This window comes from Arthrobacter sp. StoSoilB22 (genome assembly GCF_019977315.1).
Classification (GTDB): Bacteria; Actinomycetota; Actinomycetes; order Actinomycetales; family Micrococcaceae; genus Arthrobacter.
Genome location: NZ_AP024652.1, coordinates 4,402,311 through 4,423,169, shown reverse-complemented (window position 1 = coordinate 4,423,169; position 20,859 = coordinate 4,402,311). Strand labels below are relative to the sequence as shown.

The 20,859-nt window shown below is 62.1% G+C and carries 20 protein-coding genes; 11 read left to right on the top strand and 9 right to left on the bottom strand.

What is annotated here, in order from left to right; all coding sequences use genetic code 11:
• Positions 1–22: 22 nt before the first annotated feature.
• From LDN70_RS20515 to LDN70_RS20505, 3 genes are read right to left on the bottom strand one after another with little or no spacing between them, the layout of a single operon-like run.
• Positions 23–2,500: a heavy metal translocating P-type ATPase gene (locus LDN70_RS20515; RefSeq protein ID WP_223941269.1), complete on the bottom strand. Its 2,478-nt coding sequence runs from the start codon at positions 2,498–2,500 to the stop codon at positions 23–25.
• Between the two features lie 8 nt (positions 2,501–2,508).
• Positions 2,509–2,742: a heavy-metal-associated domain-containing protein gene (locus tag LDN70_RS20510; protein ID WP_166841935.1), complete on the bottom strand. Its 234-nt coding sequence runs from the start codon at positions 2,740–2,742 to the stop codon at positions 2,509–2,511.
• Positions 2,743–2,791: 49 nt separating this feature from the next.
• The gene (locus LDN70_RS20505; RefSeq protein ID WP_223941268.1) at positions 2,792–3,157 is read right to left on the bottom strand and encodes a metal-sensitive transcriptional regulator; all 366 of its coding nucleotides are present in this window, start codon (positions 3,155–3,157) and stop codon (positions 2,792–2,794) included.
• A gap of 125 nt (positions 3,158–3,282) precedes the next feature.
• Between LDN70_RS20505 and LDN70_RS20500 the strand changes: the two genes are divergently transcribed.
• Entirely contained in the window at positions 3,283–3,459 is a 177-nt protein-coding gene (locus tag LDN70_RS20500) for a helix-turn-helix domain-containing protein (protein ID WP_223941267.1), read from the top strand.
• 248 nt (positions 3,460–3,707) lie between these two features.
• Here LDN70_RS20500 and LDN70_RS20495 read toward each other — a convergent pair whose 3' ends face one another.
• The 4 genes from LDN70_RS20495 to LDN70_RS20480 form a co-directional block, all read right to left on the bottom strand.
• A complete protein-coding gene (locus LDN70_RS20495) occupies positions 3,708–4,307 on the bottom strand; it encodes an NUDIX hydrolase (RefSeq protein WP_160147624.1) in 600 nt (199 codons plus the stop codon).
• Between the two features lie 104 nt (positions 4,308–4,411).
• Positions 4,412–4,990, bottom strand: coding sequence for a GNAT family N-acetyltransferase (locus LDN70_RS20490; protein ID WP_223941266.1), 579 nt, complete (start codon positions 4,988–4,990; stop codon positions 4,412–4,414).
• A 64-nt stretch (positions 4,991–5,054) separates the two neighbouring features.
• Positions 5,055–5,726 (bottom strand): hypothetical protein, encoded by a 672-nt coding sequence (locus LDN70_RS20485; protein WP_223941265.1) that lies wholly within the window; start codon positions 5,724–5,726, stop codon positions 5,055–5,057.
• Between the two features lie 149 nt (positions 5,727–5,875).
• Positions 5,876–7,918: a beta-galactosidase gene (locus tag LDN70_RS20480; protein WP_223941264.1), complete on the bottom strand. Its 2,043-nt coding sequence runs from the start codon at positions 7,916–7,918 to the stop codon at positions 5,876–5,878.
• Between the two features lie 196 nt (positions 7,919–8,114).
• On the opposite strand from LDN70_RS20480, the gene LDN70_RS20475 reads away from it, so the two are divergent.
• The 5 genes from LDN70_RS20475 to LDN70_RS20455 all read left to right on the top strand — a co-directional run bounded on the left by LDN70_RS20475 (position 8,115) and on the right by LDN70_RS20455 (position 13,527).
• Positions 8,115–9,440 carry an ABC transporter substrate-binding protein gene (locus LDN70_RS20475; RefSeq protein WP_223941263.1) on the top strand — a complete coding sequence of 442 codons (1,326 nt, stop codon included), beginning with the start codon at positions 8,115–8,117 and terminating at the stop codon, positions 9,438–9,440.
• Between the two features lie 139 nt (positions 9,441–9,579).
• Complete coding sequence (locus LDN70_RS20470) at positions 9,580–10,545, top strand: carbohydrate ABC transporter permease (RefSeq protein WP_166841999.1); 966 nt, start codon at positions 9,580–9,582, stop codon at positions 10,543–10,545.
• A 2-nt stretch (positions 10,546–10,547) separates the two neighbouring features.
• Complete coding sequence (locus tag LDN70_RS20465; protein WP_142937402.1) at positions 10,548–11,456, top strand: carbohydrate ABC transporter permease; 909 nt, start codon at positions 10,548–10,550, stop codon at positions 11,454–11,456.
• Between the two features lie 20 nt (positions 11,457–11,476).
• Complete coding sequence (locus LDN70_RS20460; protein ID WP_223941262.1) at positions 11,477–12,493, top strand: LacI family DNA-binding transcriptional regulator; 1,017 nt, start codon at positions 11,477–11,479, stop codon at positions 12,491–12,493.
• Between the two features lie 23 nt (positions 12,494–12,516).
• On the top strand, positions 12,517–13,527 hold the full coding sequence (locus LDN70_RS20455) for a YdcF family protein (RefSeq protein ID WP_223941261.1): 1,011 nt from the start codon (positions 12,517–12,519) through the stop codon (positions 13,525–13,527).
• A 6-nt stretch (positions 13,528–13,533) separates the two neighbouring features.
• Here LDN70_RS20455 and LDN70_RS20450 read toward each other — a convergent pair whose 3' ends face one another.
• Positions 13,534–15,555: a glycoside hydrolase family 3 protein gene (locus LDN70_RS20450; RefSeq protein ID WP_223941260.1), complete on the bottom strand. Its 2,022-nt coding sequence runs from the start codon at positions 15,553–15,555 to the stop codon at positions 13,534–13,536.
• A 74-nt stretch (positions 15,556–15,629) separates the two neighbouring features.
• Positions 15,630–16,928: an exo-beta-N-acetylmuramidase NamZ family protein gene (locus LDN70_RS20445; protein WP_142937406.1), complete on the bottom strand. Its 1,299-nt coding sequence runs from the start codon at positions 16,926–16,928 to the stop codon at positions 15,630–15,632.
• Between the two features lie 175 nt (positions 16,929–17,103).
• Here LDN70_RS20445 and LDN70_RS20440 point away from each other — a divergent pair, with 175 nt between their 5' ends.
• The 5 genes from LDN70_RS20440 (at position 17,104) to ppk2 (ending at position 20,829) form a co-directional block, all read left to right on the top strand.
• The gene (locus LDN70_RS20440; RefSeq protein WP_223941259.1) at positions 17,104–18,015 is read left to right on the top strand and encodes a MurR/RpiR family transcriptional regulator; all 912 of its coding nucleotides are present in this window, start codon (positions 17,104–17,106) and stop codon (positions 18,013–18,015) included.
• A 49-nt stretch (positions 18,016–18,064) separates the two neighbouring features.
• Positions 18,065–18,619: a GNAT family N-acetyltransferase gene (locus tag LDN70_RS20435; RefSeq protein ID WP_223941258.1), complete on the top strand. Its 555-nt coding sequence runs from the start codon at positions 18,065–18,067 to the stop codon at positions 18,617–18,619.
• Between the two features lie 53 nt (positions 18,620–18,672).
• A complete protein-coding gene (locus LDN70_RS20430; RefSeq protein ID WP_166841924.1) occupies positions 18,673–19,125 on the top strand; it encodes a hypothetical protein in 453 nt (150 codons plus the stop codon).
• Positions 19,122–19,799 (top strand): hypothetical protein, encoded by a 678-nt coding sequence (locus LDN70_RS20425; protein ID WP_166841923.1) that lies wholly within the window; start codon positions 19,122–19,124, stop codon positions 19,797–19,799. The genes LDN70_RS20430 and LDN70_RS20425 overlap by 4 nt, the downstream gene beginning before the upstream one ends.
• Positions 19,800–19,893: 94 nt before the next feature.
• Positions 19,894–20,829 carry a polyphosphate kinase 2 gene (gene ppk2, locus LDN70_RS20420; RefSeq protein ID WP_223941257.1) on the top strand — a complete coding sequence of 312 codons (936 nt, stop codon included), beginning with the start codon at positions 19,894–19,896 and terminating at the stop codon, positions 20,827–20,829.
• The last annotated feature ends 30 nt before the right edge of the window (positions 20,830–20,859 follow it).

The following is a 20,859-nucleotide window of genomic DNA, read 5'->3' as shown; positions in this document are numbered from 1 at the left end:
ACAACTGCCCAGTTGGTTGGGTCTACTTCCCGAACGAGCGCAGCCTCAGCGAGTTGGCAACCACCAGCACAGAGCTGGCCGCCATTGCCGCGCCGGCGATCATCGGATTCAGGAACCCAAGTGCTGCCACCGGGATGCCAATCGCGTTGTAGAAGAACGCCCAGAACAAGTTGGTCTTGATGGTGGACAGGGTCTTGCGCGATAGTTCAATCGCCTGCACCAGCTGACCAAGATCACTGCCCATGACCGTCAAGTCCGAGGCTTCGATGGCAACATCGGTCCCCGATCCCATTGCTATACCAAGGTCCGATTGGGCCAGGGCTGCGGCATCGTTCACGCCGTCACCGGCCATGGCAACAGTGGCCCCGGAAGCCTGCAGCTTCCGAACCGCCTCAACTTTGCCCTCCGGAAGTACGCCGGCGAAGACATCTTCCGGTGAAATTCCGACGGCGGCAGCCACTTGGGCGGCCACTGCGGCATTGTCGCCGGTCAGCAGGATGGGACGGATGCCCAAGTCCTTCAACTTCTGGATTGCTGCTGCCGAGCCGGGCTTGATGGTGTCCCGCAGGCTCACGATCCCTGCAGCCTCACCGTCCACTGCAACCCAGATGGCTGTGGCACCACCGTTTTCCTCTGCCGCCAGGGCCTCGCGTTGGCTTGAATCGAGCGGAATGCCGTTCTCCTCCAACCAGCCGGAACGTCCGACAACTACGGTCTTGGAGACTCCGTCAAGTGAGACGGTGCCCCTTACACCGCCGCCCGGAGCGGAACTGAAGCCTTCGACACCCGGGAGGGTCCCGGCGTCGGGCATCGCATCCTCGGCGGCGGCCGCAATGGCGTGCGCGATCGGATGCTCGGAGGCCGATTCGACAGCCCCAGCCAGGGTCAGAACGGCTGCCGGAGCGTAGCCGTTCAGGCCAACCGTGTGGTCCACGGCGAGCTTCCCGCTGGTGACAGTACCCGTCTTGTCCAGCAAGATGGTGTCCACGTGGCGGGTGTCCTCAAGAACCTGTGGGCCCTTAATGAGGATGCCCAGTTGAGCTCCGCGTCCCGTCCCCGTCAGCAGCCCCACCGGAGTTGCCAGGCCCAGGGCGCAGGGGCACGCGATCACCAGAACCGCAACGGCTGCGGTGAAGGCTGCGTTGAGGTCGCCCGAGAAGAACAGCCATACAAGGAACGTGATCAGGGCGATGATCAGCACAATTGGAACGAAGACAGAGCTGATCCTGTCAGCGAGCCGTGCAATGGGCGCCTTTCCTGTCTGCGCTTGGCTGACCAGCCGGCCCATCTGAGCGAGGGTCGTGTCCGATCCCACGCGGGTGGCGCGGACCAAGAGCCGACCGGAAGTGTTGATGGTAGCGCCCGTCACCAGACTGCCCGGCCCAACCTCCACCGGCACCGATTCTCCGGTGACCAGCGAGGCGTCGACGGCGGACGCGCCGTCCGTGACCACGCCGTCGGTGGCGATCTTCTCACCAGGGCGGACGACGATGACGTCCCCCACAAGGAGTTGATCCGCCGGGATCTTCTCCTCAACGCCGTCCACAAGGATGGTTGCGTCCTTGGCGCCAAGGTTCAGCAGCGCTTTGAGCGCGTTACCGGCCTTGGCCTTGGCGTTCGCTTCAAGGTAGCGGCCCAGAAGCAGGAAAGTTGTGACTACGGCAGCCACCTCAAAGTAGAGGCCTCCGCCGGACATGCTTTCCATGCCGGGGTGTTCCGTCATACGGGGATCGGCGAACAGTTGCCACGCCGAGTAAAGGTACGCGGCAATCACACCGATGGAGACGAGGGTATCCATGGTGGAAGCGAGATGCCGGGCATTGACGGCCGCTGCACGGTGGAAAGGCCAGGCCGCCCAGCTCACCACAGGCAAGGCGAGTACCGCGGCAACCCATCCCCAGTTGGCGAACTGGAGGGCGGGAATCATGGAGATCGCGAAGACCGGCACGGTCAGAATGGCAGCGGCGATCAAGCGTGGGCGGAGCGTGGAGGCGGCGGGGCCGTGAGCCATGTGGTTCTCGTGATCCATATGCGCGGCGCCGCTGGCGCCATGCTCGGCATGCTCCGTGAGCGCGGCAACGCCGGCGCCATGCTCGGCATGCTCGGTCGTGCCTCCCTTAGACGCATGCTGCCGCATGCCGCCGGCGTCGCCGCCATGCTCGCGTTCAGGTCCGGCAGGCTCAAGCACATCATCGCCGTGTTCGTGGGTGTGATGAGGGGGAGTGTGTCCGGGGATTTCTCGGGGGTTTGGAGCTGGGGTGTGGCGGATGGTGGCTTTGTAACCCGTCGCGTTGACGGTGTCCACGATTTGCTGGTCTGTCACGGTTGCCGGGACTGTGACGTGGGCTGATTCGAGGGGCAGGTTGACGCTGGCCTCCACACCCTCGAGTTTGCCCAGTTTTCGTTCCACTCGATTGACGCACGAGGCGCAGGTCATGCCCTCGATGCCCAGTTCGATGACCCTTTGTGCGGGTTGGTTGAAAGTCTCCTGGCTACTCAAGAGGACTCCTAAGCTTCGTTGGCTACCACCAGGTAGCCGGCTTCTGCCACGGCCTCGCCGATTTCGGACGGCGAAAGCTCCTTGGTTGATGTGATGGTCACGGTTGACAGGCCGCCGGGATTTAGGTCCACTGCAACGTTTTCGACACCGTTGAGTGACTCGAGTTCTTCGCTCACGCTGGAGACGCAGTGACCGCACGTCATGCCGGAAACGTTGACGTTGGTGTGGATGCTCTGGCTCATGGGGGTCTCCTTGGTGATGAGTTGAATAGTGTGGTGCTTAGTGGCTGAATTACCGCAGCAGGCGCCCGATGGCATCGGTGGCCTCCTTCACTTTGGCGTCGATCTGTTCGGCGCGGGTTTCGGGGTCGGGCTCGGAGGCGGCCCCCACGACGCAGTGGCCGATGTGCTCCTCAACGAGTCCCAGGCTGACGGCGTGAAGGGCCTTGGTGGCGGCGGCTATCTGGGTCAGGATGTCGATGCAGTATTTGTCATCCTCCACCATGCGCGCAATCCCGCGGACCTGGCCCTCAATCCGTTTCAGGCGTTTGAGGTAGGCGTCCTTATTGCTGGTGTACCCGTGGGGAGCGGCGTGCTCCAGGTCCACCTCGATGATGGGTGCATTGGGGTGGCTCATGCTCAGGTCTGGCGTGCTCATGCCTTGAAACTATACCCGCAGGGGGTATTGAGTCAAGTACCCCCTGGGGGTATTGCCCGAAAAATAGCAGCTACTCCCCCGCCGAGCCGCGACGAGACCGGCTTTCCGAGCGCACCAAGGCTGGCATGGCGGCTGCAGCTGCTAACGGACGCAAAGCAGGACGCCGGGAAATCACGACAGACCACGAGAAGGTCAAGAGAGCACATGAACTGAAAGCCCGGGGCCTCAAGCCATCGGATATCGGAAAGATCATCGGAGCCAGCCGCGCCACCGTCTACCGATACCTCGGTATGGATTCCTGAGCCACAGAGGTAACTGTCCCGGAAGTTGTCTTTGTGACTGCTGTCCACGGCAGATGATTTGGAACAACATCTGGGACGGAAATATTACGCGAAGGCCGACTGCTGGTTGTCAGTTGTAGAAGTCCTCTGCACGAATGATCAAAGTGCCGTGCACAGGCCTCCTTCCGTCCGGCGGGATGCTTCACCGGACCGCCGTGAGGCTCGGCTCCTATAGGCCGAAGCTGACCACAACTTTGCCACGGCAGTCGCTAGTGGGTCAGTAGGAGTTTGCGGATGCAGTCACGTAGATCTGTGAGCAGTTCGTTATCGGGATTGCTGCGGGCGAGAGCTGCCAAGCCGCGGCAGGCCAGACCTGCGTCGGTGAGTTCACCGCTGACCAGAAAATCCATGAGTTCCGAGATGGGAAGAAGGCGGACCTCTCCGGATTCAGACTCGTCCCAGGCCGCGTCAAATCTTTCCGATGCGTTGGCGGCTATTACAAGATGTTTGCGTCGTGACGAGTTCGCAGCCCACCACTCTGAGCCAGCGTAGAAGGTTGATTCTGAGTGGTAGCCGGTTTCTTCTCGTAGCTCTCGAAGAGCTGCATCCGCGGGTTGCTCGTCGGCGTTGAGGTATCCGCCGGGGAGTTCCAGTAGTGCTTTCTCGGGCCCCACACGGAACTGTTCGAAAAGGACGACGTGACTTGCTGCAGGAGTGAAGGCAAGGGTCGCCGCAGAGTCGCGACTGGCAATGACATCCCAGTCGGTCACCGCTCCATTTGGTTCTTCATAGGTTTCACGGTTGATCGTCACGAAGCCTTTGTAGGCGGTGGTCGTTCGGACCTTCTTCCAAGTGTCGATGACAGACACAGTTCTCCTTCTCTGTGGAGGACCAATCCAAGTACCAGCCCACGATAAGCGGCCTCAACACGTCGCTGACACTTCCGGCCCGACAGTGTCCCGTAGCGTGATTTCTAGCGAGCGGGAAGGCGCGAGTACATGTACATGTCCTTGCGCTGGCCGCCAATCTCCAGCCAGCTCCTCATCGTCCCTTCCCGTACGAACCCGCTGCGCTCGGCTGCGCGCCAGGAGCCCTCATTCCAAGGCTCGACGTAGAGTTCCAATCGATGAATCCCGGGTTGCGCAAGACCCCAGGCGGCGAGGGCACCTAAAGCAGAGGAAGCAGCTCCATTCCCCCGATGACTTGGCGCCACCCAATAGCCAATGCTCGCCCGGCCTTGGCTGAGGTTCTTCAGCCACAGCCCGATTTGGCCAACCGCCTGATCAGAGGAGGCATCAGCAATAGCGAAGGAGTACCCGGTGCCATCAACTAAGCGTTGGTGCTGTCTTTCGATGAAGGCCAGAGCTGACTGGCGTGAACCGCTGGCGGGAACTGTCGTGATGGCAGGAATGAGTGGATCGCTCGAGGCTTCCTGGATCACAGGAACATCGGCTGCCGTAAATGGGCGGAGCCTGTAAGGGGGCGTAACGAGTACAGGCTGCTCCAGGGGCGAACTGCGTCGGCGTGTAGCAGAACACGGGCCCGAGCTCATTGAACCAGCTTAGTGGGGAACCGGCATGGTTAGGACGACCTCGTTGCAGCCAGGGCCTACGTACTCAGGGCATCGCCGGAGGGTCGATGTCAGCTCGTGCGGCCCGGACAATATCCTGGGCGTCGGTGATGTCGGACGGCTCCGGAGCAGGTGCGAACAGGGCCACGGGTGGCTTCGCTGCACTGCAGTCCTGTTGGGGAAGTGTCACCACGCTTCTGATCCGCAGTTGCCCTGCCTCGAGGTGTTCCATTCGGAACATCACGCCGGTGGCATTCAGTTCATCCGGCACGTCGCCTGTTTCGGACGCCCAACGCACCACGCAACCGCGGACCTCGGCAGTGCCGGCAGTCGGGCCCGGTTTGACCTCCATGGGGAGGAAGGGATCGGGCCCTGGGCGGATGTCCGGGCGTCGTTTCTGCTCAACATCGTTCAAGGGGTGCCTGGAAAGGCGAATTCGGAGATCCAGGCCTGTGGTCTCCACCAGTTGGGGCAACGTGAAATCCGTAAAATTCTGTGCGACGGCCTGGGCCTCGAGTGACTTGCGGGCTGCCATGACCCAGGGATCGGCTTCTATGGCCGCGTTGGGCGCAGTTCCTTGCCATTCGACTGCCGGATAAGGGGGCGTGGGCTTCTTCTCGTCGCGGCACGCAGCGAGCCCGCCAGTGACGGTGACCAGCAGCAGCGAGGTAGCAACGGCATTCAAATACCGCGCCCGGGATGTCCTTGCGTCGCTCATGATCAACCCCTTTTTGCGCGTTTTCGCCTATCGAATCTACCACGGGCCCTGAGGGTGAGGACCAGCTCGACGGCGGGTGGCAGCCCGCGGGGGTGGAACGCCGGCCCGGACCGTAATCGGTCCGGGCCGGCGGCTCGGTGTCAACGGGGTCAGTGCCTTTCCGCTGGGGTGTGGACCACGCAGATGGTGCCGGCCGGAACGTGTGCTGTTCCGCTGACATCCTCTCCGGAGAGCAGGTTTAGTCCGCTCGCCGTGTACTCGGCGTCGGCGTCGGTGTGGTTGATGAGAAAGGTGAAGGTGCCTTCTTCTGAATGGCGCGAAGCTACCTCCAGCCCGGCGGGCGGTTGAAGTCCGGGTTCAATTCCTGCAGCATTCACGGCGTCAAGTACGACGTCAGCGAGGTGGCCGCCGTCGAGCTTTGTAGAGATGTACCAAGCGGTGCCGTTGCCGAACTCGTTGCGCGTGATCGCGGGACCGGAAGCGGCGGGGCCGTTGGTGTAGCGGCTGAGTACGGTGGCAGTGGTGGCGTGGATTTCCTCGGACCACACCGTTCCGGTGGCGCCGTTACCCAAGGAGACGATCTCGTGCTCCCGCAAGGGCAGGAATTCGTGAATCTCCAAACCGAGAACTTCACGGAGGCCACCCGGGGAAGCGCCCGCCGGGACGGTGTCGTTGGCATCCACGATTCCGGAGAAATAGGACACCATCAGGTGCCCGCCGTCGTGGACGTAGCGGCTGATGTTCGCTGCTGCCTTGTCGCCCACCAGGTAAAGCGCCGGGGCGAGAACCAGGTCGTAACCGGAGAGGTCGGCTTCGGGGTGGGCGAAGTCCACGCTGATCCCGCGGTTCCACAGGACGGAGTAAAACGACTCGATCCGCTCGCGGTGGTCAAGGTCGCTGCTGGGCCGCCATTCCAGATCCTGCGCCCAGAACGACTCCACGTCCCAGAGGATGGCCACCCGCGAATCCACGGTGGAGCCCTTCACGGGGGCGAGTTTCCTGAGGTCGTCGCCCAGGTCAAGGACCTCCCGCCAGATCCGGGTGCCGGTACCGGCATGCGGGAGCATGGCGGAGTGGAACTTTTCAGCGCCATAGCGGGAGGCCCGGAACTGGAAGAACATGATGGCGTCTGCCCCGCGTGCCAGGTGGGACACGCTGTTGCGGGCCAATTCCCCGGGCCGCTTGGCAATGTTCCGGCCCTGCCAGTTCACGGCTCCGGTGGAGTGTTCCATCAGCATCCAGGGACGGTTGCCTGCCAAGGAACGGGTGAGGTCGGCATCCATGGCGAGGAGAACGTGGTTGTCTGCGCGCTGCGCAACCAGGTAGTGGTCGTTCGCAACGATGTCCACCTCCTTGGCCCAGGCCCAATAGTCGGCTGAAAGGCAGTTGGTGGCCATGAAGTTGGTGGTCACAGGGAGATCAGGCGTGTACTTCTTGATGACATCGCGCTCGGCAGTGAAGCACTGCAGCATGGCGTCCGAGGTGAACCGGCGGAAGTCGAGCCGCTGTGCCTGGTTACTGACGCTGGCCGAAAGCCTGGGTGCGTCAATCTCATCCCACTCGCCGTACTTCTGCCCCCAGAAAAGGGTGCCCCAAGCCTGGTTCAGAGCGTCCAAAGTGCCATAACGGTTGCGGAGCCAGTCGCGGAACGCCAGGACGGACTGCTCGTCGTAGGACTCACTGACCGGTGCGCCGTATTCATTGTGGACGTGCCAAAGAACCAGCGCGGGGTGGGCTGCGTAGCGGCGTGCCAGTTGCTCGGTGATATTGGTGGCCGCACGGCGGTATTCCGGCGAGCTGGGGCTGGCCATGCCACGCGATCCGTTGCCCAAGGTGACGCCCTCACGGGTCACGGGGCGCGCATGCGGGTACTTCTTCCAGAACCAGGCAGGCGGTGCCGCCGTAGGTGTTCCAAGGTCAACGCTTATGCCTGCCTGCGCGAGGAGGTCCATCAAGTCGTCCAGCCATTCGAAGTCGTATTCACCTTCGCGGGGTTCCAGCAACACCCAGGAGAAGATGCCGATGCTCACCAGGTTGATCCCGGCCTCCTGCATCAGCGCGATGTCTTCCACCCAGACCTCACGGGGCCATTGCTCGGGGTTGTAGTCCCCGCCGTAGCAAAGGCCGGCCGGTCGCTGTACCCAAGGCGCGGGCGCGCGTTGGGCGGCGGGGGCCTGCAGGACGTCTGTCATCGAATAGTCTCCTTAGAACTGTGTGCGCTCCCAGTATTATCACAGCCCTAAAGGCGCTGACTAGATGAAGTTTAGTGTTGACATAGATCACAGAGCTGTGACTAACTGGAACCGCTCACAGTCACACACCGAACTTCCGCTCGGATGAGCGACGAATCCACACAGCACAATTCAGCTTTTCGACAAGGAGGACGAAATGCGCAAGTCATTTCGTGCAGGCGCCGTAGCCATGCTCGCAGCGGCCACAATGCTCGCCGCAGGTTGTTCAGGAGGTTCCACGGCAGGCAGCCAAAGCGCGGCCACCAGCGATCCCAACCAGAAAGTGGAACTGACCTACTGGGCTTGGGCCCCCAACCTGGACAAGGTGGTGGAACTCTGGAATGAGAAAAACCCCACCATCCACGTCACCGTGAACAAGCAGGACGGCGGAGACCCGGCTGTCACCAAGCTGCTCACCGCCGTCAAAGCCGGCAGCGGCGCCCCGGACCTGATCCAGGCCGAGTACCAGAAAATCCCTACCCTGGTAGCAGCCGATGCGCTCGCAGACCTATCCGGCACCGTGGCAAACGACACCAAGAGCCACTTCCCTGATGGCGTTTGGAACGATGTGACGCTGGGCGGCGATGCGCTGTACTCCGTTCCGCAGGACACCGGCCCCATGGTCTTCTACTACCGCGCTGACATCTTTGAGAAGCTGGGCATCGCTGTTCCCAAAACCTGGGATGAGTACGCGGCCGCTGCAAAGACTGTTCATGCAGCTGACCCCGAGGCCCACTTGGGAACGTTCTCCTCCAACGACGCCGGATGGTTTACCGGCATGGCACAACAGGCCGGAGCCTCCTGGTGGGGTGTTGATGGTGACGCCTGGAACGTGAAGATCGCCGAAGAGCCTACAGAAAAGGTGGCCGGATACTGGGGCGGCCTCGTGGAAGAGGGCGTCATCGACAACAAGCCCATGTACACACCGGAGTGGAACACCGCGCTCAACACCGGCAAGCAGGTTGGCTGGCTCAGCGCAGCTTGGGGCCCGGGTGTTCTGGAGGGCAACGCCGGTGCTACGGCGGGCTTGTGGAAGGCCGCACCTATGCCGCAGTGGGATGCTTCCAAGCCGTCCACCGGCAACTGGGGTGGATCTTCTACTGCCGTCACCTCCCAGTCAAAGAACCTCGACGCCGCGGCCAAGTTCGCCACGTGGCTGAACACCGACCCGGAGGCAATCAAAGCCTTGGTCAAGGAAGCGGGCATCTACCCCGCTGACACCGCAGGCGCGGAATCATCACTAACTGAGGCTCCTGCGTTCTTCTCCAACCAGCCCGATTTCTACAAAATTGTTGGCGAGGCTGCGCAGAACGTGGGCTCGTTCACTTACGGCCCTAACGTCAACGTGGCGTACAACGCCTACAACGACCAGTTCGCTAAAGCTGCACAGTCCAAGGAGAAGAGTGCCTTCCTGGACGCAGTCAGCACCATGCAGCAGGTCACCGTGGATGACCTGAAGAAGACCGGCTTCACGGTCAAGTAACCGCTCCAAGCAACGGTTGTCAGCAACCGTTCCAGCGCGGGAGGGCGTCCGCAAGCGAGACGCCAGACGCCCTCCCACACGCTGATCCCACCTCGAACCACCACACCTCGATCCACCACAAGGAAGTGCACCCGTGGCAATGACCGTAACCAGGCCCGGTCCGGCGGCCGATACTGCAGCCGGAACCCCGAGGAAGTCGCAGAACTTCAAATCCCGGGTGCTCATCCCTTACGCAATGCTCGCCCCGGGCATCATCCTGTTCCTCGTCTTCATGGCAGCGCCCATCATTTACACCCTGGTGCTGAGCTTCCAGAAGAAGAAGGTCAGCGGGCTGGGCCTGGGCAAAGGTTCACAAAGCACGGCGTTCGCCGGTTTGGACAACTACGTCAGCGCGCTATCAGACCCGGAGTTCCTGGGCAGCGTCCTGCGCGTCCTCACCTATGGGCTCATTCTCATCCCACTGATGCTTGGCTTTGCCCTGCTCTTTGCGCTCCTGCTGGATTCGCGGCGGACAAGGGCCGGCAGTTTCTCCCGAACGGCCATCTTCCTGCCGTACGCGGTACCTGCGGTGATCAGCTCGCTGTTGTGGGGTTTCCTGTACCTTCCCGGCGTCAGTCCGTTCCACTTCCTGGCCAGGCAGTTCGGCATGGAATTGCCGTCGCTCCTGGATCCCAACCTGGTCACGTTCGCCATCTGCAACATCGCCCTGTGGGGTGGTGTCGGCTTCAACATGATCGTCATATACACCTCGCTGAAGGCCGTGCCCAGCGAAATCTACGAGGCCGCAAAGCTGGATGGCTGCTCCGAGATCCAGACGGCCATCAGGATCAAGATCCCCATCATCGCCCCTTCACTGGTGATGACAGCGTTGTTCTCGATGATCGCCACGCTGCAGGTCTTCGCCGAACCCACAACGCTGCGCCCCCTGGCTAACAGCCTTTCCACTAGCTGGTCTCCGCTCATGCTGGTGTACCGGGATGCTTTCACCCGCAATGACGTCTTCTCTGCTGCTGCCACCAGCATCGTGATCGCCTTGGCAACCTTCATCATTTCGTTCCTGTTCCTGCGCATCGTGCAGAAGCGGGCCTTCGGACAGGAGAACTGACCGTGACTGCCCTCGCCACGCCACCCACAAACCGCCGCGCCAACCCCAAGCGAAGCAAGGCCACCAAACCGGACTTCATCAAGGAAAAGCCCAGCTATCTCTCCACCGGAATCCTGATCCTCGGCGCGCTCTATTGCCTGTTTCCCGTGATTTGGGTTGTGGCTGCCGCGAGCAAGGACGGCACTGAGCTGTTCTCCACCTTCACCTTGGCCCCCAGTACGCACCTTTGGGACAACATTGTGGAGCTCACCGAATACCGCGACGGCCTGTTTTGGCGCTGGATGCTCAACACGGCCCTATACGCGGGCGTCGGCGCGATCGTGTCCACCTGGGTTTCAGCTCTTTCCGGCTACGTGCTGGCGAAGTTCGATTTCCCGGGCAAGTCGGGCGTCTTCAAGGTGCTGCTGATGGGTGTGCTGGTCCCCGGCGTTATCCTCGCCATTCCGCAATATCTGATGCTGGCCCAGGCGGGCCTCACCAACACCTACTGGTCGGTGCTCTTGCCGCAGATCATCAGCCCGTACGGCATTTACCTGGCGCGGATCTACGCCGCGGCCTCCGTTCCCGGTGATGTCATTGAGGCCGCCCGAACCGAGGGCGCCAAGGAAATGTATATCTTCAACCGCATTGCTGCACCCATGATGCTCCCGGGCCTGGTGACCATCTTCCTGTTCCAGTTTGTGGCCATCTGGAACAACTTCATGCTGCCGTACATCATGCTCGGCGACGACCAATTGTTCCCGATCACTGTGGGACTTAACGGTCTGCTGAACCAAGGCGCTTCAGCGCCCGCCCTGTACACGCTGGTGCTCGCCGGCGCGCTGCTGTCCATCGTGCCGTTGGTGATCATGTTCCTTCTCCTACAGCGCTATTGGAAGGTGGATCTTGCCGCTGGCGCCGTGAAGGCCTAGCGGTAGGTAGGCTTTGGGTCATGACGCAATCCGCCCCCAGGCCACGGCCCAAAATCGACGATGTGGCCGCAGAAGCCGGCGTATCGCGAGGTACGGTTTCCCGGGTTCTTAACGGTGGCCATTGGGTCAGTCCGTCAGCCTTGGCAGCCGTCAACGCCGCGATCAAGAAGACGGGCTACCGAGTCAACCCGCATGCAAGGAATCTGGCCACCAATCGTGCCAATTCCGTGGCTTTCCTGCTCACTGAGACCCAGGAACGTCTCTTCGAGGACCCCAACTTCGCTGTCCTCATGCGCGGCGCAGCGGACGCTCTGGCTGTGCATGACATCCCGCTGGTCCTGATCATGGCCGGCACCGATGATGAACAACGGCGGGCCACCGACTTCCTCACAGCAGGCCACGTTGATGGTGTCCTCCTCATTTCCTCCCATGGCAGCAGGAAGGGCATCATCGCGGACATCATTGCCGCGGGTGTCCCGGCGATCGCCTGTGGCGCTCCCTTGGGCTTCGAGAAGAAAATGGGTTACGTCGCTGCCGACGACTACGAGGGCGCGCGCGACGTTTTGCAGTACCTGCGCGACGGCGGCCGGCGGCGGATTGCCACCATCGCCGGCCCTGCGGACACCTCCGGCGGTACGCGGCGACTCGAAGCGTACCGGGACGATCAAGGTGCGGATATCGATGAGGAGCTCATTGCCCGGGGCGACTACAGCCGCGACAGCGGCGCCAAAGCGATGCGCGAACTTCTCAGCCGCACCAAGAACATCGATGCCGTTTTCGCTGCGAACGACCTCATGGCACTCGGCGCCATGGATGTGTTGCGCGAGGCCGGCCTGACAATCCCGGGTGATGTCGCCGTCGTCGGCTTCGATGACATTAAGCTCTCCCAGGAGACGACCCCTCCGCTCACCACGGTCAGGCAGCCCTTTGATCGGATCAGCGAGGAAATGGTGCGGCTGCTGCTGGACGTCATCAGCGGCAAGCGTCCGGCCGCTGTCACCATCCCCACCGAGCTGGTCATCCGGGAATCGGCCTGACTGGTACCGCATAGGCTTGGATCATGCTGAACCTGGTCCTTGGGCTCCTCTTCTCGGGGCTCTTCCTCGCCTCTTTCCAGTCGGATCGGCGGCGGCTTCGCAACGGCGTGTTCCTGCTGGTGGCGGCGTGGTTCCTCCTTCAGGCTGTGCTGGAGTTCCTCATTGACCTGAACCCGTGGTTCGAGTGGCTGAACCTTGTGGTCCTGGTGGTCCCGGTGGTGAGCATCTTTGTGTTCGCGGGCTTCCTGATCGCGAATGGTGCCACGATGGTCCGTAGGGAAGGCCCGGGGATCACCAGTTTCCTGCCTATCGCGGTGGGGCTTGCGGTATTCCTCGCGCCGGTGGTTGCGTTTCTTTTCGTGCTGAGCGGGCAGCCGGTATTGGCCGGCGTCGCCGCCCTCGCCTTCTTCCTCTGCGCCTACCTGGGCTGCGCCTTCGTGGTGTTCCTGGGGTACGCGTTGGTGTATTCGCGGATGCCTTTCAGCCCCAATCCGGCGGCCGTGATTGTCCTCGGTTCCGGCTTGATCAATGGCAAGGTCCCGCCATTGCTCGCCGCCCGCTTGAACAAGGCTTTGGAAATTTACGACGGCGGCACCCCGGCCAGGCCGGTCTTGGTGCCTTCCGGAGGCCAAGGCCCGGACGAACCCCGGCCCGAGTCCGCCGCCATGAAGGAGTACTTGGTGGCAAAGGGTGCGGTGGCCACGGATGTGTTGGAAGAGAACCAGGCCACCACCACCCGCGAAAACCTGCGGTACTCCGTTGCCCTGCTGGCAGATAAGGGCATTCAGGGGCCGGTGCTGGTATGCACCAACAATTACCACGTGCTCCGCGCCGCGCTCCTGTCCCGGCGCCAGAAGATCAACGCCGAGGTTGTGGGTGCTCCCACGGCCAGATACTTTGTGCCCAGCGCCTTCCTCCGGGAGTTCGTGGCCGTGATGAGGGACAACCGCCGGACCAACATCATTCTTTGCCTGCCGATGTTCGGGATTGCCCTGCTCATCACGGTCGCACTGATGAACTCGACTGTGGTGTAACTCTTCCTAGGGCTTGGGGAGCCCAGTGGTAAACGTGTGCGTCCACTGGGTGACAGAACCGTCGGTAAAGACGTACCCGGGCCGCCGTTCCGCTGTGACGATCACAGTGCCGGAAGGCTTCCTGTAACTTCCGGCTGCCACTTCCTTGCCGTCAATCAGGTACGCCACACCCGGGACAGAGGGGATGGTGTAGCCGTCCTGCCCGTGACCCGGGCGGTCCGTGAAGGTGACAGGGGCCGGCGTCGTCATTTCGTAACTCAGCCCGAAGCCTAACGGCAAGAGGACACCGCTGGCGTCGGCCTTGGGAACGTTGACCGGCAGCTTGCCGCTGGGGTTGACCGCACCAGAGATGGCGCGGACAGCACCGTGGAAGTTGACCTCCTTGACTCCATAACTGTTAAGCACGGCGTCGGCGCCAGGGAAGACGTTGATGTCATAGGGATTGCGGGTTGCCACAACGATCACCGGTGTGCCGGTGGCCGCGAGTTCTGCAACCATCTGTTTCTGTGCAGCATTGCCGGTGGCGTTGTAGGAAGCGAAGACCACGGCATCGACGTTGCCGGCGGCAGCCACCGCACGTGCACGGTAAGCCGCGGAGGGCGAGGCCCCATCCTCGTAGTCTTCAGTGACCGTGAATCCCTGATCCTTCAGCATTGGACCCGCGAGCTCGGGCCACGCTGAACCGGCACCCACCATGAGCACTGAGCTGCCCGAAGCGAGCGGCAAAACCCCGTTCTCATTACGCACCAAGGTGACGGCGTGGTCGGAGATCAGCTTGGCCGTGGCCAGGTTCTCTGCGCTTCCCACTACGGTGTCCACAGCGGCGGGGTCAGCCAGGGGCTGCTCAAAGACCCCACGCTTGACCTTCCATTCGAGGATCCGTCGGACGGACTCGTCCAGGCGGGTCTCGGTGATTTCACCGGACTCGACGGCGGCGCGAACCCCAGCGAACGACGCGTCCACATCCGGGGAGTTGAGGAGGATGTCAGAACCGGCCTGGATGGCCTTGACGGCGATTTCTTCCTGGGGCCACTCGGCGGCCATTGCGGCCATATCCAGGGCATCTGTTGTCACCAAACCCTTGAAGCCCATCTCATCGCGAAGCAAACCGGTGAGTACCTTGTGGGACAGGGTGCCAGGCATTTCCGCGTCGATGGCCTCAACAATGATGTGGGCCGTCATGACCATGTCCACGCCACCGTCAATTGCGGCCTTGAATGGCTTCAGGTGCTCATTGAGTGTTGCGCGATCGTAAGTGACGGTAGGCAGTCCGTAGTGGGAATCCACTGAGGTGTCGCCGTGGCCGGGGAAGTGCTTGGCGGCCGCACCTACGTTGTGCGCTTGAATGCCGTCGATCTGGGCAACACCGAGGGCACTGACCAGCGCCGGGTCCTCGCCCATGGAGCGGATTCCGATGACAGGGTTGTCCGGGTTGGAGTTCAGGTCCAGGACCGGTGCGAAGTCAACGTTGATACCCATGGCACGCATTTCGGAGCCAAGGATTTCACCTTGTGCCTTGGCAAGATTCGCATCAGCCGTGGCGCCGAGGGCCATGTTGCCCGGGAGCACCGTGGCGGGCGGTCCGATGCGGGCAACCAAACCGCCTTCCTGGTCGATGGTGACGGCTAGTGGAATGCCGTTCCCGTCCTCTCGCAGGGCCGTTTGCTGCAAGCCGTTGGAGAGACCCGCAACCTGCTGGGGGTTGTTGGTGTTTCCGGACCAGGCGAAGTAGAGGACGCCGCCAAGGTTGTACTTTTCCACTACCTCGGCGGGTGTATTGACGCCGTACCGCTCTTGGTTCTTCGCCGCCATGGAGGTGTCGCCGGCCGACGATCCGTAAACGTGGGTCCAGGTCATCTGGCCGATCTTTTCGTCCAGCGTCATGCCGGAAATCATCGCCTCGATGTCCGGCGAGGCGGAGGCCGTCGTCGTACTTCCTGCGGTGGTGGGCTGGGCTGCGACTGCCGTGCCCACGCCGGTCAACACCCCCGCGCCCGTCATCAACAGCGCAGTGGCGGCCGCCGTCATGAGTGAAGTTCGTTTTCTTTGCATGTGTTTCCCAATCCCATCGTCCTTGTTGTGGTTGAGGTTTGCCGGTGCCATTAGCGCTTGCCGTTGTAGAGGAGGTACCCGCGGGTGTCGCGCACGAACTGGTCCAGTTCGGACCGCCAGCTGTCCATGATGGTCCTGGCGTCAGCACCGGCGTCGAGCTGTTGGGCAAAGCGGGCCGAGCCGCTCAGCAAGCCCATCCAGCGTCCGCCGTCGCCTCGCCACCCAAAGCCGGGGTACAGGCGCTTGGCTTCGACCAACATATGGGTGCCCACTTCCAGGGCTTCGACGCGGGTGGGATCGGTGATGTGAACCTGCACGCCCCCACAGATGACGCCTTGGTTTTTGGAAAGTGTTGGCTGGAAATACGCCTCACGGAACGTGACGCCCGCAAGACCCTTGCTGTTCAGTGCCTCGGCCCAGCGGTAGTCCACGTAGGGCGCGCCGATGAGTTCGAAGGGCCGGGTTGTGCCGCGCCCCTCTGACATGTTGGTGGCCTCGAACAGTGCAGTGCCGGGGTACAGGGTGGCGGTTTCTGGTGTGGGCATGTTGGGGCTTGGCAGGATCCACGCTGCCCGGTTGTCCGGCCCGGTCATGTCGCGCCGCCATCCCTGGACCTCCACCACCTGAAGGTCTTGGATGGGTGTGAGGCCCGCGGCGGGAAGATGAACCGCGTTAAAGTATTTGGCGAGCTCGCCCACGGTCATCCCATGCTGGAGCGCAATGCCCAGCTGGCCAACGCCGGACTCGAAGCCCTTCTGAAGCACCGGTCCGCGGGCCTGGCCGCCGATGGGGTTGGGGCGGTCCAGGACAACAAACGTGGCTCCGGTTTGGGACGCCGCCTGCATGGCACCCCACATGGTCCAGATGTAGGTGTAAAAGCGGGCGCCGACGTCTTGAATGTCGAAGCATATGGTGTCCACGCCGGAGGCTTTGAAGAAGCCCACATAAGCGGCAACGTTGGCGCCGTAGGAGTCGTAGACCGTGATGCCGGTCCGCGGGTCCACGGATGTTCCTTCGCTGGCGCCGTCCTGCGCGGTCCCCCGGAAGCCATGCTCGGGCCCGAAAACTGCCCTGACGTCCACGCCTTTGGCCGCCATGTCATCCACGATCGAGCGGAAGTTTGCCAAGACGCCGGTGGGATTGGTGATGATGCCTACCTTGCGCCCCGCGAAAATGCTCCAGTTATCGGCGGCGGCTACATCGGCACCGTTGACAAGTACTCCCGGTTTTCCCGGCCGGTTCTGTGCGTTGGGGTTGTTGGCGGCCGCACCAGGAGCAAAAGGTGCGACGACGGCGGCAGCTGCCGCCAGCCCCGATGCATGAAGCAGTTTTCTACGATCCAGTGCCATGAAAGAGCCTTTCGAGGGGAGCGAGTAGCATGACAAGTTTTGTGATTTTACTTACACCGACCGTATTCGCTTGCCCGCACTGCGTCAATGACTTACCTTCCTAGCGATGCTTGTGTAACTTAATGACAAGGCACTGGTGGCCTTGGATTGGGCTCAAAGGACTCGAAAGGAAACCATGGTGGAAGCGCCGGGGAACGCGCAGTTGTCCCGCACCGTTTTGGTGCGAATACGGTCTGTCATGCCGGGGTTGCGCCCCTCGGAACGGGCCGTGGCCGAGCTGGTTCTCTCGGACCCATCGCGGGCTGCCACCATGTCCATCGGGGATCTGGCCGAGGAATGCGGGACGTCCACCACGTCAGTGGTGCGTTTCTACAAAAAGGTGGGCTACGGCGGCTACTCCGATCTTCGCTTGGACCTTGCCCGCGAAACTGCTCGCGAGAGTGTGGCCCATGGCGTGCCGGCGGAGGTCTACGAGGACATCAACACCGCAGACTCTTTGCAGGACATCGTCTCCAAAATTGCGTTCAACGAAACAATGTCCATCGCCGATACCGCGCAAGTGTTGGACGTGGACCAGCTGGCCAGGGCGGTGAGTGCAGTGTCCACTTCCCGGAAGATCGACATCTTCGGCGTGGGGGCAGGCGGTTTGGTGGGCCAGGACATGCAGCAGAAATTGCACCGGATAGGACTCACCTCCTTCAGCTGGGGAGATCCGCATGCCGCCCTGGCTTCCGCAGCCCTCCTGGATGCCGACGGCGTTGCTGTCGCCATCTCCCACTCGGGAGCCACGCTGGACACCATCGATTTCTTGAAGGCAGGCAAGGCGGCGGGAGCCGTCACCATCGCCATCACCAACCATGCTGATTCGCCACTGGGCAGGGCGGCCGACGTTGTGCTGAGCACGGCCGCCCGCGAGACTCCTTTCCGCCCGGGGGCCATGGGTAGCCGGATTGCGCAGATGATGATCGTTGACTGCCTCTTCGTGGGGGTCGCCCAGCACTCCTACGACGCATCAATTGCTGCACTCCAGAAGACGCACGCAGCTGTGCGGGGCAGGAAGCTGCCGCGAGCGAACCCTTCGACCTAGCAGCCCGATATGACAACCAGGGAAAGGGCGCCCGCGATAGGGTCGGTCCATGTTCACCCTGGTTGCCCCTGATACGTCCTTTTACCACTCGTTCCTCGAGTCCCACCAAGAGTGGGCCGGGGCCCATCAGGACGGTGCCGCCGTCTTCATGGCTGACGACGTCACCACCCCCGAAGGATTCGAGGAATGGGTTGCCAGGCTGCTGGACGCTGAAAACACCCCGGAGAAGGACGGCATGGTTCCATGCACCTATCTCTGGATCACGGAGGACTCGCGCTACGTAGGCTCCATCGCGTTCCGTCATCACCTCACCCCAGCCCTCCTGAACTCCGGTGGGCACATTGGCTACGGAGTCCGGCCGTCCGATCGTGGACGGGGAGCGGCTTCCTGGGCTCTGCGTGAGATGTGCGGCCTCGTGGCTGCGCGGGGGGAGTTGGATCGCGTTCTCCTGACATGCGATGACAACAATGTGGCCTCGGTCAAGACGATCGAGCGTTGCGGCGGCTTGCTCGAGGATGTGCGGATGGATGATGACGGGACCGCTTTCCGTCGCTACTGGATTGACGTCCGGACAGCCGCCCTCCGGGCAGCCCCGACAGATTAGTTTTGTCACCCTAGGGTTGACACTTCGGCCTGGTGCGGCGCACCATGGGATGCATGAGCAGTCAACCCCGGGGTGACACGCCCGTTGCGCGGGATTCACCATGGCACAAAATCCTTACTCACCGACCCCCTGGTGATGGCTCCAGGGAGGCGGCGGCCAAACGATTCACAGAACGCGGCATTACCCCGGAACAAGTCAGCGCGGTCATCGCTGATGGCGGGGATGCCCTCTATTCGGCTGCAGCCGAGGGCAAACCGGGCTGGGCAGAGCCGTTCGGCGGGCCTCTCGCCGTCGCTCTCCTCGCAGCCGAAGTCAGCATTTTCGCAGCGCATTTGAACTCCAGGGCGTCCGGAGTCAGATCGGCAGCAGTCGCCGAACTCCTGGACGAATACAGCGCGGTAACCGTAGCCGGTGAGCTCGGTGTGGCGCGCCAGAAGGTCTACGAAATCGCCAGAGCGGGTCTTCGCCCGCCATACATCGAGCAGGTCCCGTGGAGGGCGTCATGAATCCCATCGAAGAAAAGGTCCAACTACCGGACCCGAAAACCCAGTACCTTGTCCATCCCCTGGACCTCCCCGAAGCCCGTAATGAGTACCTGACGGGCTGGTGGCTGGGAATTGTTGCCACCCCGCAGGTCTACACGGCACTTCTGGCCTTCTTTTGGGCGGTCAGCAACAACTACGTCACGCCCATCCTGGTCCCGCTGGTCCTGGTGGTGATCGCGGGGTGGATTAGTTCCAAGCTGACCCGTGGCGCTTGGGACTACATTCCCCGGAAACGCCATGACAAGGACCGGCGGATGACGGTGATGACCACCGCTGCCTCGCTCATCACTTCACTTGCACTTTTCGCAGGTCTGCTGACCTTCATGGTGTGGGCCGCATCCCAGGACTTCGTGCCGGGCTTCAGCGCCTACCCGTTGGGAATGGGTGTGGCAATCGTGGTGATCATGGCCGGAGGGCTGGCGGTCAAACTGATACGGCGCCGGTCACTTGACGTGGCTTCGGATGCCATCAGCTTGGTGGTTGTGGCGGGCGCTGTAGGGCTCGGGTTCGGTATTCTCCCCGCCGGGCGCGAAATCGCACCGTTGGACTTGCTGCCCGGCGCGGCGATCCTTCTGGGCGTCTGGCTAAGCTGGCTGCTCTTCACGCAGGTGGAGGCCCGCCGCAACCACGGCTGACCGCTGCATAGCCTGTTCATGTTCCCGTCACCAAGCCTTGCTACGCTGCCGCTCAACCCGCAGGCCGGGCAGGCTTACAGACCAGGAGGACCGCATGACGGAGGCAACCCCACCATCCACATCACTGGACGATTGGTGGATCAGGGACAACCTGCGTGAAACCATCGACCATTTGGTGGAATTGGGCTACACCATCAGCGGAGGGCAAGGGGAGGACCCGGACCTGATCGATCCCGGCGGATCGGCGGTGGAGACGTGGAACGAGGATTATCCCTATGAGCGGCGGATGACCCGCGATGAGTACGAGATTGAGAAGTATCGGCTGCAGATCGAGCTGTTGAAGTTCCAATACTGGGGTCAGGACCTCGGGCTCAAGCACGTGATTGTTTTCGAGGGACGCGACGCTGCCGGTAAAGGCGGCACCATCAAACGCTTCACCGAGCACTTGGATCCACGGTCCGCCCGCACCGTGGCGCTCGCCAAGCCCTCCGACCGCGAGCAAGGCCAGTGGTACTTCCAGCGCTACATCCAACACCTTCCCACCGCAGGCGAGATCGTCATGTTCGACCGCTCCTGGTACAACCGCGCCAACGTGGAACGCGTCATGGGCTTCTGCACCGACGACGAATACGACACCTTCATGGGCCAGGCCCCGGTGTTCGAAAAGATGCTGGTGGACGCCGGCATCCACGTCACCAAGTTCTGGTTCTCCGTGACCCGTCAGGAGCAGCGAACCCGCTTCGCCATCCGCCAGATCGACCCCGTCCGCCGTTGGAAGCTCTCGCCCATGGACCTGGCATCGCTGGATCGCTGGGACGAGTACACGGACGCCAAGGAGCGTACATTCCTGTACACGGACTCCGATCACGCGCCGTGGATCACCATCAAATCCAACGACAAGAAACGCGCCCGCATCAACGCCATGCGCTACTTCCTCAATCAGTTCGACTACGCGGACAAGGACACCTCGGTTGTCTACGACGCCGATCCGCTCATCCTTCGCCGCGGTCGCGACGCCGTGGGCGACTAACCCGCAGCGTTCAACCCTCAAGCCCGACGT

Excerpts from the sequence above, each read along its gene's own strand:
- LDN70_RS20435 (WP_223941258.1), top strand. The coding sequence starts at position 18,065 with ATGTTCACCCTGGTTGCCCCTGATACGTCCTTTTACCACTCGTTCCTC.
- LDN70_RS20490 (WP_223941266.1), bottom strand. The coding sequence starts at position 4,990 with ATGAGCTCGGGCCCGTGTTCTGCTACACGCCGACGCAGTTCGCCCCTG.
- LDN70_RS20505 (WP_223941268.1), bottom strand. The coding sequence starts at position 3,157 with ATGAGCACGCCAGACCTGAGCATGAGCCACCCCAATGCACCCATCATC.
- LDN70_RS20430 (WP_166841924.1), top strand. The coding sequence starts at position 18,673 with ATGAGCAGTCAACCCCGGGGTGACACGCCCGTTGCGCGGGATTCACCA.
- LDN70_RS20450 (WP_223941260.1), bottom strand. The coding sequence starts at position 15,555 with ATGACGGCGGCCGCCACTGCGCTGTTGATGACGGGCGCGGGGGTGTTG.
- LDN70_RS20500 (WP_223941267.1), top strand. The coding sequence starts at position 3,283 with ATGGCGGCTGCAGCTGCTAACGGACGCAAAGCAGGACGCCGGGAAATC.
- LDN70_RS20480 (WP_223941264.1), bottom strand. The coding sequence starts at position 7,918 with ATGACAGACGTCCTGCAGGCCCCCGCCGCCCAACGCGCGCCCGCGCCT.
- LDN70_RS20475 (WP_223941263.1), top strand. The coding sequence starts at position 8,115 with ATGCGCAAGTCATTTCGTGCAGGCGCCGTAGCCATGCTCGCAGCGGCC.
- ppk2 (WP_223941257.1), top strand. The coding sequence starts at position 19,894 with ATGACGGAGGCAACCCCACCATCCACATCACTGGACGATTGGTGGATC.
- LDN70_RS20510 (WP_166841935.1), bottom strand. The coding sequence starts at position 2,742 with ATGAGCCAGAGCATCCACACCAACGTCAACGTTTCCGGCATGACGTGC.
- LDN70_RS20445 (WP_142937406.1), bottom strand. The coding sequence starts at position 16,928 with ATGGCACTGGATCGTAGAAAACTGCTTCATGCATCGGGGCTGGCGGCA.
- LDN70_RS20440 (WP_223941259.1), top strand. The coding sequence starts at position 17,104 with ATGGTGGAAGCGCCGGGGAACGCGCAGTTGTCCCGCACCGTTTTGGTG.
- LDN70_RS20470 (WP_166841999.1), top strand. The coding sequence starts at position 9,580 with ATGACCGTAACCAGGCCCGGTCCGGCGGCCGATACTGCAGCCGGAACC.
- LDN70_RS20425 (WP_166841923.1), top strand. The coding sequence starts at position 19,122 with ATGAATCCCATCGAAGAAAAGGTCCAACTACCGGACCCGAAAACCCAG.
- LDN70_RS20460 (WP_223941262.1), top strand. The coding sequence starts at position 11,477 with ATGACGCAATCCGCCCCCAGGCCACGGCCCAAAATCGACGATGTGGCC.
- LDN70_RS20485 (WP_223941265.1), bottom strand. The coding sequence starts at position 5,726 with ATGAGCGACGCAAGGACATCCCGGGCGCGGTATTTGAATGCCGTTGCT.
- LDN70_RS20455 (WP_223941261.1), top strand. The coding sequence starts at position 12,517 with ATGCTGAACCTGGTCCTTGGGCTCCTCTTCTCGGGGCTCTTCCTCGCC.